Origin of the sequence: Rhizobium sp. AAP116, assembly GCF_001295785.1 — a bacterium.
Taxonomy (GTDB): domain Bacteria; phylum Pseudomonadota; class Alphaproteobacteria; order Rhizobiales; family Rhizobiaceae; genus Allorhizobium.
The window spans coordinates 212,646-225,536 of record NZ_LJIB01000002.1 but is presented as its reverse complement, the minus strand read 5'-3'; the positions used below and the strand labels follow the sequence as shown (position 1 = coordinate 225,536).

Sequence of the window (12,891 nt, the reverse complement as noted above, 5' to 3'; positions counted from 1 at the left end):
TCGGCTCGTGATCGGCAAGATCAACAGGCGAAACATGGTTGTTCATGACAGTGCCCTCTCCGTGAAGCTGAATTCGCACAATTCCATCATGTCGAGATCCCCGGTTGCGCGGGTCCAGGCCCGCTCCAGGAAACCCGCCCGGGTGATGGTCGCCTTGCGGCGGAAATTCTGGCAGGAGCCATAGGGGATGGAGACCGGTGCGCCATGCACCTGCACTTCGTCACCGGGATGGACCACCACGCCGTTGTCGAACCGTAAGTGCGCACCGAGCGCCTCGAAGGTGTTGTTGATCTCAACGGTACAATCGACCGTCTCCTTCCGTCGCATCAAGGCAAAGACCGGGTTCATTGGTTTTCTCCTCCCTGTGAGCCCAGAAGGGCTTCAAATGCAGCCACGTTGTCCGGGCCGAATGCATCGAGATAGATTCGCTCGCCGGTGCCCGTATCAGACAGGCTGAGTCCACCCGCATCCCACTTGATCAGTCGGTATGGCGTATCGAACGGTACCTTGGAGACCTGGCGCATGCGCTCGAATGCGCGCAAGGAGCCTGGCACAAAGCCACCGGCCTGTGGCGCATAGCTTGCGATCTCCTGGCCAGTCGCAGCGTCTCTCACCACGACGAAATCTGAAGTGGTGCGGGTGATGGTGAGATCGCGGATGGCGATCGGTGCAGCCTGCTGCTGCTTGACGAGCCCGATCCCTGTCGTTGTTCCGAAAAGGATTGCGCCTGCCGTGAAAGCAAGGAGACCGACAAGACCAAGAAACACGCCGCGAGGCACACGATTGGGCGTCTTGCCCTTGCGGTCCGCCCAGTAACCGAGATGCGAGGCCGATCCCATCACACGGCTCCTATTCGGCTGCAACGACGGAAGGCGGCATGGCGCTTCCGGCCGTCTCTTGCATGATAATCCGTGGCTGCTCGGCACGCGCGCCACGATACTGGCCGATCGCGGCCGACAGCACATTCGCCACCTTGTCCGCGTCGGGCAGGCAGATCAGGCTTGGCTCCGGCCTTGAGAAACGGAAGCCCCGCACATGCGGCCACTGAATGAGCCAGGACAGGCGCTGCTCTGGCAGAAGGGCAATGGCGATCATGCCCGCCTTTTCGCCAAGCCGTGCAAGAGCCACACCGTCGACCTGCCGATACGGCAGGTTCAGCGTCATCGAAATTGCCACACCGAAGCGAATGACGATGCGCTCCGTGGTGATCGTGTAGAGGGTCGTCTTTTCAACGGCCCAGGCGAAGAGCTCGATCATGCCGATCAGCACCCCGGCCAAGGCGGTCAGGACAGCCACCGAAAAGACGATGCCGCCGACAGGTTGACCATCGTTCAAGCCGGCAAGCACGGCCCAGCTGGCGAGGATCAGGAAATAGCCGACGATCCAGCGGACTTTCAAAAGATGGCGGGCGACAAGGGCAGACGATGGCCGCCCTTGCCAGAGAATGACTTCGCCGGCCGGAGGCACGCCTGGAAGGCCTGGCAGCGGCTCGATCTCATGTTCTCGTGTGACGAACTGTTTCACAGCAGTGGCTCCTGACGAAAGCGATCCGCATAGAGGAGACCCGCACCGAAGTAGGCGGCGATCTTGTCTTCCTCGAGCAGGGTCACGAGTTCCGGACGAGCGGTGGCTGGTACATCGGCGAACTGCGCGGCGGTGACAGCATGCACGTAGAGATACCGGACATTGCCGCGACCGGTCTGGAAGACGACGAAGTTGTTCGGCAAAAGCACGGTGCGTCCACCATCGGCGAGTTCCACCTCATAGTAGCGGATCAGATGCTCGGCCCGGTCGACCCAGATATCCTTGACGGTGCCGGCAATCTGCTTGTCGCAACCGAGAACGGCAAGGCCACGCGGATCGGCAGCGCCTTCAGCAAGGCCGAAGCCTTCGGCGACACGGAGCGGCACGATGCGGGCATCGCCATGGGCGGTCACGTCAGGCTTGTCGGAGCGTTCGGCCCAGGAGCCGGGGCCGATGCCCGCGAGCAGCGGATTGCCAACCGGCTCGATCGGATAGCCCGGGGCCGGCGCGATGCGGCGGCTCGAGAAGGTGCGTTCGTCACGCTTGAAGTCAGGAGCATGCCGGACGCCCTGGCCATGCGGCAGGATGAAGGTCTTCTTCGGCGGCACGAAGAGCCAGGGGCTCTTGTTGTAACGGCCCGAGACATCTTCTTCGAGCGGATAGCCCTCGCGGCGGTCTTCCTGGCGCAGATACCAGATCAGCCCCGCGAAGAAGAGCCAAAACACATAGAGCACCACTTGTGCGACATCGATATTCCCAACCAGCGACCCGGTCATATCCAGACCCTCCCGTGTAAAGCGCATCTGCCGGCAATCAGCCGGGCAGCTCCGCCAATCCAAAACGCATGTCTTGCAGATAGTCCCTCTGATAGCGCCGGCCGGTCAGTGGACCGAGAACCGCCAGGCACAGAAAGAGGAGAATGATTTCAAAGCTGTAGACGACCAGATAGCCAGCAGCCGGCGTCATCATGACGTCACCCAGCGAGCCATTGAGCGCCAGTGAATTGATCGTGTTCTTGATCACGCCGCCGGCCAGCATGGCCGCACCGATGGCGGTGGCCTGCACGGCACCCCAGGCGCCCACGACGAGGCCACTGTCCGACCGCTCGGCGATACCCATTGCGGCGAGCATCGTGCCGACAGCAAACAGTCCGCCGCCGAGCCCGATGCCAAAGGCACCAAGATGGAAGAGCGCGGTGACGCCGAGCGGCGAGGCGAAGATGACGGCCGAGAAGGCGCCGAGACCGATCAGCAAGCCCCGCGCCGCCACCCGGTACATCTGAGCACCATGCTGCAGGCTGCGGGCGGCCCAGGCGAAGCCGACCATGGTGCCGAACGCCCAAATGCCGGTCAGGCGCGTCGTCTCGCCGACAGTGAGGCCGAGGATTTCGCCGCCATAGGGCTCGAGCAGGATGTCCTGCATGGAGAAGGCCGCAGATCCGATGGCAACAGCCAGCAGCAGACGCATGACACCAGGGGCACTGCGATAATCGTCGAGAGCATCGAAGAAGCTCGACAGATCCCGGTCAACGGCCGAGCGGCGCACGTCGCGGGCTTCCTGCTTCCAGATGGCGATGACGTTGATGATGATGGTGAGCAGCGCCGTGCCCTGGATGACCTGGATCAGCACCTTCGGGGAAAAATCGACCAGGAAGATGCTATAGAAGCTGGAGGCCCCGATCATGCCGGTGAGCAGCATGAAGTATAGAAGCGCGACGACGCGCGGGCGCTTTTCCTCGGGCACGAGGTCGCTGGCGAGCGCCAGACCCGCCGTCTGCGACATGTGCATGCCGAAGCCGGTGAGAATGAAGGCGAGGCTCGCGCCCGCAGCGCCAGCCCATTCAGGGCCAAGCGTCTGCGACTGCAACAGAAGCAGCGCGAACGGCATGATCGCGAGACCACCGAACTGCAGCAGACTGCCGAGCCAGACATAGGGCACACGCCGCCAGCCCAGCACCGATTTATAGGTGTCCGACCGGAAACCGAAGAGGAGCCTGAGCGGAGCGGCAAGAACCGGAATGGCAACCACCGCCGAGACGAGCGCGACGGAAACGCCGAGTTCGACAATCAGCACGCGGTTCAGTGTCCCGGTCAAAAGGACGAGTACGCAACCGGCAGAGATCTGGAAGAGCGACAGCCGCAACAACCTCGACAAAGGCATCTCCGCCGACGCAGCATCCGCAAACGGCATGAAGCGCGTTCCGAGCTTCTGCCAGAACGAGATCATTTTGCGGTTGGCGGCAGCGATCGTCATGACCGGATCACCTCCATGGCCTGCGATGTGTAGAAGCCGACGGCAACCTTGTGGCTGCGACCGGCCTGCCAATGGGCAAACTCCGGATGGTTGACCATCTGTGCGACGAGTCGCTCCGGATCGACCGGGTAGATCGCCGGCGCACGATTGCCGCGCGGGAAAACCTTGCCGGCAGCAAGCATCGCCCGCAGCAGGCGGGATCCAGGGGCCAGCGTGAAGATCATCTGGCGGGAGGTGCGCTCGGCCAAAGTGTGAAGCACACGCACGGCGTCTGCCGGGCGGTAGTGGATCAGTACATCCATCGCGACCACGGCATCGAAACGCCCGTGGCGTGGGTCGAGCATGTCGCCGCTGTGGAAGGTGACGGAGCCCTTGAAACGACCATGGGCGGCTTCGAGGTCATGCGCCCGCTGGCGGGCATGCGCGATCATTTGCGCGGACAGATCAATGCCGACGACTTCGGCACCACGTGCGATGAGCTCGAAGGACAGAACTCCCGAGCCACAGCCTGCATCGAGGATGCGCCAGCCTGTGAGGTCCTGCGGCAGCCACGAAGCAAGCGTGCCACGCATCTCTTCGCGCCCCTTGCGCACGGTGGCGCGAATGCCGCTCACCGGCTGGTCGCCGGTCAGCCGCTTCCAGGCATCGAGCGCGGTGCGGTCGAAGTAGTGTTCGATCTCGCCTGTGCGTCTGATGTAATCGGTCTGGCTCATGACAACCTCACTCGAAACCGAGAAATTCGAAAATTTCCCGGTCCTTCATAGGCTCGGCCTCAAGCGCAGGGGTGCCTGCCCAGAGGCGCTCGGCCAGTTGCATGTATTCCTTCTGGATGCCGAGGATCTCCGGGCTGTCGCCCATCTCGAACAGCGTGCTCTTCTTCAGCCGGCTCAGCCGCACATGGTCACTGTCCGGCACATGGGCGAGGCGCGTCAGCCCGATCGCCGCATTGTAGCGGTCGATCTGGTCCGTTTCGCGCGAACGGTTGGCAATCACGCCGCCGAGGCGCACATCGTAGTTCTTCGACTTCGCCTTGATGGCGGCGACGATCCGGTTCATCGCGAAGATGGAATCAAAGTCGTTGGCGGCGACGATGACCGCGCGTTCGGCATGCTGCAGCGGCGAGGCAAAGCCGCCGCAGACCACGTCGCCGAGAACGTCGAAGATCACGACATCGGTGTCGTCGAGCAGATGATGCTCCTTGAGCAACTTCACCGTCTGGCCAACGACGTAACCGCCGCAGCCGGTGCCTGCCGGCGGACCGCCCGCCTCGATGCACTGAACGCCGTTATAACCTTCGACCATATAGTCTTCCGGACGGAGTTCTTCCGAATGGAAATCGACCTTTTCGAGAACGTCGATGACGGTCGGGATCAGACTTTTGGTCAGCGTGAAGGTCGAATCATGCTTCGGGTCACAGCCGATCTGCAGCACGCGCTTGCCGAGCATGGAGAAGGCAACCGAGAGGTTCGACGATGTCGTCGATTTGCCGATTCCACCCTTGCCGTAGACCGCGAAGACCTTGGCGCCGTCGATTTCCATCGTCGGGTCGAGATGCACCTGAACGCTGCCCTCGCCATCTGCGCGCTCCCGGAGCTTCTCGGCGATGCGTGCCTCGCGTTCGGCAATCTTGCCATGGGTGTAGATGTTCATTGGGCAGCCTCCCTGACCAGCCCCTCGAGACGGTCTTCCAATTCTTCACCGGCCTGTTTCAGAGCGGCGAGCGTTTCTGCATCCGGCTGCCAATAGTTGCGCTCATGCGCCTCGATCAGCCGGTTGGCCACACGGGCGGCAGAAGCCGGATTGAGTGTGGCCAGCCGTTCGCGCATTTCGGTGTCGAGCACGAAGGTCTCGGTGATCTGCTGGTAGACCCAGGGATCGACATCGCCTGTCGTGGCCGACCAGCCGAATGTGTTGGTTACCTGCGTCTCGATATTGCGCACGCCCTCGTAGCCATGCTTCAGCATGCCCTCGAACCATTTCGGGTTCAGCGTGCGTGTCCGTGTCTCCAGCGCGACCTGCTCGCCGAGAGTGCGGACACGTCCCTCGCCCTGCGTCTGGTCGGAGATGAAGACCGGCAGCGAACCGCCACCCTTGGCCCTGTTGACAGCCTTGGTCAGGCCACCCAGCGTGTCGAAATAGTTCTCGATCGTGGTCACCCCGATCTCGACGGAATCGAGGTTCTGGTAGGCCATGTCGACCTGCCCGATCATCGCATCAAAGACCTCGGCCTGCGCGCTGGTCTTGCCGCGACGGTTGATCGCGAAGCTCTTGCGATTGCTGTAGGTCTGCGCGATCTCGTCATCGTCACTCCAGGAGGACGAGGCGACCAGCATGTTGACGTTGGAGCCATAGGCGCCGTCGGCATTCGAAAACACTCGGTAAGCCGCCGCCTCGATGTCGCAGCCATGGCTTTCGCAATAGGCGAGCGCATGCTTACGAATGAAGTTCATCTCGACCGGTTCGTCTGCGACAGCTGCGAGATAGCTCGCCTCGGCCAGCATGCTCGCCTGGATCGGCAGGAGATCCCGGAAGATGCCAGACAGCGTCATGACCGCATCGATGCGCGGACGCTGCAGCTCTTCGAGTGGCACCAGAACGGCGCCGCAGACGCGGTTATAGGCATCAAGTCTAGGCCGCGCACCCATGAGTGCCATGGCCTGCGCCAGCGGCGCGCCGCCGGTCTTCAGATTGTCGGTGCCCCAGAGAACAACGGCCACCGTTTCCGGCAGGCGTCCATCGGTCGCGAGATAGCGTTCGAGCACCTTCGCTGCCTGGCGTTCGCCATCCTGGATGGCAAAGGCGCTCGGAATGCCGAAGGGATCGAAACCGTGAATATTGCGACCGGTTGGCAGCAGTTCCGGCGTGCGCAACAGGTCACCAGAGGGCGACGGCAAGACATAGCGGCCGTCCAGCGCCCTGACGAGGCCATCGATCTCGCCGTTGTGCGCCAGTTCGCGGTTCATCGTCACCAGCTTGTCGATACTGTCCTTGAGCTCACCCACGGCATTCTTCGTCATCCGCGTAATCGTCGCGGCGTCACCCTTGGCGATCGCGGCGATCAACTCAGTCTGAAGGTGCGGACGCACGGCAGGCGGCATGTTGGCGGCGACATGGTCGAGCATTTCCAAACGCTCGTTCTCTTCCATTGCGCGACCGGCAATGTGCAAACCGTGCGGAATGAGCGCGTATTCGACTTCAGCCACCTCGGCCACGAGCGCCAGCACCACGTCGGATTCGGCGAGCGCGATACCATTCTTGCCCAGGTCCAGTTGCTCGGCCTGCACCTGAATGAGCTGGAACAGCCTCTCGCGCTCGACGCGCGCCTCGGGCGCTGCACTTCGATAGCGGTCCAGGCTGCCCTTGATCTCCGTCAGGCCCTTGTAGAGCCCGGAATGCGTGATCGGCGGCGTCAGATAGGAGATCAGCGTTGCAGCCGACCGTCGTTTGGCGATCGTGCCTTCGGACGGGTTGTTGGCGGCGTAGAGATAGAAGTTGGGAAGCGCGCCCAGGAGGCGATCCGGCCAGCAATCTGCAGAGAGGCCCACCTGCTTGCCCGGCATGAACTCCAGTGCACCATGAGTGCCAAAATGCAAGACGGCATCGGCGCGGTAGGTTTCGCGCAGATAGCGGTAGAAGGCGGCAAAGGCATGGTTCGGGGCAAAGCCGCCCTCGAACAACAGGCGCATCGGGTCGCCCTCATAACCGAAGGGCGGTTGGATCGCGATCAGCAGGTTTCCATACTGGCGGCCGAGCACGAAGATGCCACGCCCATTGCTGAGAACACGTCCCGGAGCCGGTCCCCACTTTGATTCGAGATCGGCGAGGTGTTTTTCATTGCGCACATGCTGGTCGACGGGGATGACCGTGTGGACATTCGCCTCGACGCCATAAAGAGCTGCATTGCCTTCAAGAATGCCGTCCTTCAGCGCTTCGGCATCGGCGGGCAAGTCGACATCGTACCCTTCCGACTTCAGCCGGCGCATGGTCTCAAACAGGCTCTCGAAGACGGAGAGATAGGCGGCGGTGCCGATGCTGCCGCTGTTCGGCGGATAGTTGAACATCGCAATGGCGATACGGCGCTCGGCACGTTCCTTGCGCCGCAGGTCGACCATGGCCGCGAGGCGATCGGCGAGCAGCACGACGCGTTCGTCATCGGGCTGCATGCAGGCCCTGCCGGACGGGCAGGAGGCAAGCTCTCTCGAGCAGATGCAGGCTCTCGCCTCACCACCCGCGTCAGAGCGACCGCCGAAGACCATGGAACCGATGGAGCCGTCGAGTTCCGGGATTGCCACCATCAGCGTGGTTTCGATCGGGGTCAGCCCCTGCGTCGACGAAAACCAGACTTCCTTGCTCTGAAACTCGGTTGCCATCGCGGAGAAATAGGGAACATCGAGCGCCGCAAGTGTCTGGGCAGCGGCAGCGGCATCGCTATAAGCCGGTCCGCCAACCAGCGAGAAACCGGTCAGCGAGCAGAGTGCATCGATGCGGGAACCACCGGCAGCTGGCGTCATGAAGCGTTCGATTGCGCCGCGCATGTCGAGACCGCTGGAGAAAACCGGTACGACATTGAAGCCGCGCAGTTCCAGCTCGCGGATGACACGATCATAGTGGCCGGTGTCGCCAGACAGGATGTAGGTTCTCAGAAGCAGAAGCCCGATCGTCCCGCGCGCACCCGCCTTGTGCGGCAGGCTGGAGAGCTGCGTCGTGACCCGTGGCTTCAGGCCAGGATGATAGAGACCCATGTCGGGATATTCGACCGGATCTCCAACCGTAATGCGGCCCTGGAGGCCCTTGCGCTCGCCCTTGGCATATTTACCGACAAGCAGGCGGACCATGTTGGCGATATTCTCGTCCGAAGCCGCAATGCGGTATTGCAGCGTCAGGAAGTAGTTGCGCACGTCCTGCGCGGTCCCCGGAATGAAGCGCAGCAATTGCGGCAGGCGGCGCAGCATGGCGAGCTGGCGTTCCCCAGCTGTGCGGCCGCTGTCCTTGCCACCACGCGAGCTTTTTCCACGGAGCTTCTTCAGGAGCGCGAGCGGACCCTTCTGCTCCTCGCTCATCTTGAAGCGACCCATGGTCGTGTATTTCATGATCGTGCCGGCCGACATGCAGCAGGCCATGGCGTCGCATTCGAGGTGGCGTGCTTCCAGCACGTCTGCGATGGCGCGCACATGCTCTTCGACGAAGATCATCGAGACGATGATGATGTCGCCACCAAGGATCGCCGCGCGGCAGGCTTCAAGGCTCGCCGGGTTGTCGTTCCAGTCGGTTGCGGCATGCACGGAGAGTGTGAGCCCCGGCAGGTCTTGTGCGAGGCTGCGCCGCGCATCATCGACAGCTGCGACAATATGATTATCGAGTGTCACGAACACCACCCGGACCGGGGTCGCGTCAGCGGGCGAAATGGGCTTTCGCGTCATACAACGTCTCCACGGTGATGGGGCGGATGCCCTTGCGGGCGGCGAAGAGTTCGGTGTTGCGGCGGGCCTTGCCACGCACGAAGAAGGGGATCTTCTTCAGCTCGCGCTCGGCATCTGGCGTCCAGGCCGCCTCATCGGCGGGTACCTCGGCAAGCACAAGCGTCTCATCGTCGGAGACCACTTCGGTCGCAGCAGCCGCGGCTGCCGGGGCGTGGGCATGCAGATGCGATGCCTGCGCCTGATCGTTGAACTCGAAGTCATCCCGGAACATCTGCAGAAGGTGCTCTTCAAGCCCCATCATCAGCGGATGAACCCAGCTGTCGAAGATGACATTCGCGCCCTCGAAGCCCATTTGCGGCGAGTAGCGGGCCGGAAAATCCTGGACATGCACGGGGGACGAGATGACGGCGCAGGGAACGCGCAGCCGCTTGGCGATGTGGCGCTCCATCTGCGTGCCGAGAACAAGCTCCGGGCGGGCGTCGATAATGGCCTGCTCGACATCGAGATGGTCGTCGGAAATCAACGCCTCAACGCCGAACTCTTCCGCAGCCTCACGCACTTCGCGGGCGAACTCGCGCATGTAGGTGCCGATGCCGCAGACCTTGAAGCCGAGTTCTCGGGCTGCGATACGGGCAGCAGCGATCGCATGGGTCGCGTCACCGAAGACGAAAACGCGCTTGTTGGTGAGGTAATTGCTGTCGACCGAGCGGGCATACCAGGTTGCCCGGTCCTCAGCCTCGCCGACAGGTTCATCGTTCGAAAGGCCTGCTAGCGCTCGGACCTCCGCAAGGAAGGTGCGCGTCGCGCCGATGCCGATCGGCACGGTCGAGACGAAGGGCATGCCGAAGGTCTTCTTCAGATAGCGCGCCGCACTCTCGCCGATCTCGGGATAGAGCACGATGTTGAAGGCGGCGTCCGGCAGGCGGGCGAGGTCGGCTACGGTTGCACCGAGGGGTGCCACGACACGCACGTCGATACCGTTCGCGGCAAGCAGTCGGCAGATTTCGGTGACGTCGTCACGGTTACGGAAACCGAGGGCTGAAGGACCGAGGATGTTGCAGCTGTTCGGGGCAATCTCAGTGGGACGCTCGCGACCGCCGGCAAAGTTGCGCACCAGCCGATAGAAGGTCTCGGCAGCGCCCCAGTTTTCCTTCTTCTGATAGGAAGGAAGCTCCAGGGGAACCACCGGAATTGCCACGTCGAGCGTCTTGGCGAGGCCCGCCGGATCGTCCTGCAGAAGTTCGGCGGTGCAGGAAGCACCGACCAGAAGCGCATCCGGCTGAAAGCGCTCGACAGCATCGCGGCAGGCGTTCTTGAACACATCAGCCGTCGAGCCGGCGAGATCACGCGCCTGAAACGTCGTGTAGGTGACGGGCGGCCGCGACGGGCGCCGCTCGATCATGGTGAAGAGCAGGTCGGCATAGGTGTCGCCCTGCGGCGCGTGCAACACATAGTGCACGCCCTTCATCGAGGCGGCGATCCGCATGGCACCCACATGCGGCGGTCCTTCATAGGTCCACATGGTGAGTTTCATGATGCGGCCCTCCGGTTGCCGGAGCGGTCGCCCGCGATCATGGCTTTGCGCGTCAGCGGACGGGCGAAGAGCTCGGCGAGATCACCGGCCTGCTCGTAGCCCTGGATCGGGGTGAAGGCGAATTCGATCGACCACTTGGTGACGATACCCTCGGCTTCGAACGGATTGGCAAGCCCCATGCCACAGACCACGAGGTTCGGCTTGGCGGCGCGGCAGCGGTCGATCTGGATTTCGACGTCCTGGCCCTCGGAAATGGAGACACCCGGCGGCAGCATGGCAAGCTCGCCCGCCACATGTTCGCGGTGCAGATAGGGGCTGCCGACTTCGATGATCGTGGCGTCGAGCTCGCGGCTGAGATAGCGAGCGAGAGACGGCTCCATCTGACTGTCGGGGAAGAGGAAGACACGCTTGCCCTGGAGGGCACTGCGGTAATGCGCGGTCGCTTCGAGCGCGCGGCGGCGCGGAGCTTCGGTGACGGCAGCAAAACGGGCCGGCGACACGCCAAACGTATCGGCAATCGCCTTAAGCCACGCCGTGGTACCCTCTTCGCCGAGCGGGAAGATTGCATTGATGCGCGTTGCGCCGAGGCTTTCGAGTGCGGCGGCTGTGGCACCAAGATAGGGCTGAGCGAGGATGAAGCGGGTGTGGGGGCCGATCTGAGGCAGACGTTCGCTGCTGCGGCCTGGCAGGAAGACGACGTCTTCCAAACCGAGATCATCGAGCAGCCGGGCAAACTGGTCTTCCACCACATCGGCAACCGAGCCGGCGACAACGAGCTTGGCGACCTTGTCGCCTGCGCCATGCACGGACTGGTCGCGCACCAGAGCCGCGAGAAAATTGTCTTCACCCTGGGTAAAGGTCGTTTCGATGCCGCTGCCGGAATAGCAAAGGACGCGCGGCTTCGAGCCGAAACGCTTGTCTAGCCGTTCGGCGGCGCGGTTGAGGTCGAACTTGATGACCTCCGACGGACAGGAGCCGACCAGCACCAGCATCCGGATATCGGGACGGCGCTCGAGCAGGCGAGCGACTTCGCGGTCGAGTTCGTCATGCATGTCGACCATGCCGGCGAGATCGCGCTCCTCCATGATGGCCGTTGCGAAACGCGGCTCGGAGAAGATCATCACGCCGGCAGCCGACTGAATGAGATGGGCGCAGGTGCGCGACCCGACCACGAGGAAAAAGGCATCCTGCACCTTGCGATGCAGCCAGATGATGGACGTCAGACCACAGAAGACTTCATGCTGGCCGCGCTGCCGGATGGTGGCCGAAGGTGTCGCGCAAGAGACGAGCGGCTGGTTCATGACGCGCCCCCAGTCAGAGAGGAGCCATTGCCAAGTGCAGCAGACGATCTCAGCTTTTCGGCATGATCGAGCCTCGCAAGCCGCAGCTTCCAGAGGAACTGGCCTGCATTGATCACATAGGTGACATAGGCTGCAAGCGCGAGCGCCATCAACGCGTCCGAGGTCAGCGAACCGGCAAACAGGGCGATGAGATAGGCGGTGTGCAGCGCCAGGACCAGCATCGAGAAGACGTCTTCCCAGAAGAACGGGCGGGCGAACAGATAGCGGCCGAACACGACCTTTTCCCAGATCGAGCCGGTGATCATGATCGCATAGAGCGTCAGCGTCTTCACGACGATGGACACCTGGGCGGCAAACAGGCCTTCACCCGTCGCCAGAAAGCGAAAGATCAGACCGAGGCTGACAAGGAAAACAAAGAACTGCACGGGAGCAAGAATACCCTGCACCAAGGTCCAGACACTTTCGTCGCGCCTGCGGCGCTCGTCCGGTGTGTAAAGGGCTCGGCTTGATGCCGATGGTGTGGGTATGCGCATGGCGGTCATCCCTTCTCCCATCCCCTCCCAAAGGAAATCGGATTGGGTCAAGACTACGCCCGCCACAGCAGAAGTGTCAACTTAGGTTGACGTATATTTTTATTTACAGAAATGAAAAGTGAGTACATTGTACCCCTGCTCGTCTGACGTGATGCCTGCCGTCCACGCCTGACGCCGCATTGAAACGGTTTCGCGGGCGGGGAGCACGGCGCGGGATGATGGACGGATCACTTCAAGGGATGAATGAGAGGCCAAATGGCACGGCCCCGTCGCATTGCGAGGGCCTGCAGCCGCTCACAAGGGTTGCCGTGGAAGGCAAGAGAGCA

Annotated in this window: 11 protein-coding genes; all 11 read right to left on the bottom strand. The window is 62.4% G+C overall.

Features of this window, described 5'->3' with window-relative positions; translation table 11 throughout:
- Positions 1 to 42 precede the first annotated feature (42 nt).
- Genes IP85_RS01080 through bchF form a run of 11 tightly spaced genes read right to left on the bottom strand, consistent with a single transcriptional unit; the run spans position 43 to position 12,574 of the window.
- Positions 43 to 348, bottom strand: coding sequence for a hypothetical protein (locus IP85_RS01080; RefSeq protein ID WP_082347540.1), 306 nt, complete (start codon positions 346 to 348; stop codon positions 43 to 45).
- On the bottom strand, positions 345 to 839 hold the full coding sequence (gene puhC, locus IP85_RS01075; RefSeq protein ID WP_054147809.1) for a photosynthetic complex assembly protein PuhC: 495 nt from the start codon (positions 837 to 839) through the stop codon (positions 345 to 347). Before puhC ends, IP85_RS01080 begins: the two co-directional genes overlap by 4 nt.
- Positions 840 to 849: 10 nt before the next feature.
- Positions 850 to 1,524, bottom strand: a complete 675-nt coding sequence (puhB, locus tag IP85_RS01070; protein ID WP_054147808.1) for a photosynthetic complex putative assembly protein PuhB — start codon at positions 1,522 to 1,524, stop codon at positions 850 to 852.
- On the bottom strand, positions 1,521 to 2,300 hold the full coding sequence (puhA, locus tag IP85_RS01065) for a photosynthetic reaction center subunit H (protein ID WP_054147807.1): 780 nt from the start codon (positions 2,298 to 2,300) through the stop codon (positions 1,521 to 1,523). Before puhA ends, puhB begins: the two co-directional genes overlap by 4 nt.
- A 37-nt stretch (positions 2,301 to 2,337) precedes the next feature.
- The gene (locus IP85_RS01060; RefSeq protein ID WP_082347539.1) at positions 2,338 to 3,777 is read right to left on the bottom strand and encodes an MFS transporter; all 1,440 of its coding nucleotides are present in this window, start codon (positions 3,775 to 3,777) and stop codon (positions 2,338 to 2,340) included.
- On the bottom strand, positions 3,774 to 4,490 hold the full coding sequence (gene bchM, locus IP85_RS01055; RefSeq protein WP_054147806.1) for a magnesium protoporphyrin IX methyltransferase: 717 nt from the start codon (positions 4,488 to 4,490) through the stop codon (positions 3,774 to 3,776). Before bchM ends, IP85_RS01060 begins: the two co-directional genes overlap by 4 nt.
- Before the next feature lie 7 nt (positions 4,491 to 4,497).
- Complete coding sequence (gene bchL / locus IP85_RS01050) at positions 4,498 to 5,427, bottom strand: ferredoxin:protochlorophyllide reductase (ATP-dependent) iron-sulfur ATP-binding protein (RefSeq protein WP_054147805.1); 930 nt, start codon at positions 5,425 to 5,427, stop codon at positions 4,498 to 4,500.
- Positions 5,424 to 9,197 carry a magnesium chelatase subunit H gene (locus IP85_RS01045; RefSeq protein ID WP_054147804.1) on the bottom strand — a complete coding sequence of 1,258 codons (3,774 nt, stop codon included), beginning with the start codon at positions 9,195 to 9,197 and terminating at the stop codon, positions 5,424 to 5,426. Before IP85_RS01045 ends, bchL begins: the two co-directional genes overlap by 4 nt.
- Positions 9,169 to 10,731, bottom strand: coding sequence for a ferredoxin:protochlorophyllide reductase (ATP-dependent) subunit B (gene bchB, locus IP85_RS01040; RefSeq protein ID WP_054147803.1), 1,563 nt, complete (start codon positions 10,729 to 10,731; stop codon positions 9,169 to 9,171). The genes IP85_RS01045 and bchB overlap by 29 nt, the downstream gene beginning before the upstream one ends.
- Positions 10,728 to 12,032, bottom strand: a complete 1,305-nt coding sequence (locus tag IP85_RS01035) for a ferredoxin:protochlorophyllide reductase (ATP-dependent) subunit N (RefSeq protein WP_054147802.1) — start codon at positions 12,030 to 12,032, stop codon at positions 10,728 to 10,730. The genes bchB and IP85_RS01035 overlap by 4 nt, the downstream gene beginning before the upstream one ends.
- Positions 12,029 to 12,574: a 2-vinyl bacteriochlorophyllide hydratase gene (gene bchF, locus IP85_RS01030; RefSeq protein WP_082347538.1), complete on the bottom strand. Its 546-nt coding sequence runs from the start codon at positions 12,572 to 12,574 to the stop codon at positions 12,029 to 12,031. The genes IP85_RS01035 and bchF overlap by 4 nt, the downstream gene beginning before the upstream one ends.
- Between the last annotated feature and the right edge of the window lie 317 nt (positions 12,575 to 12,891).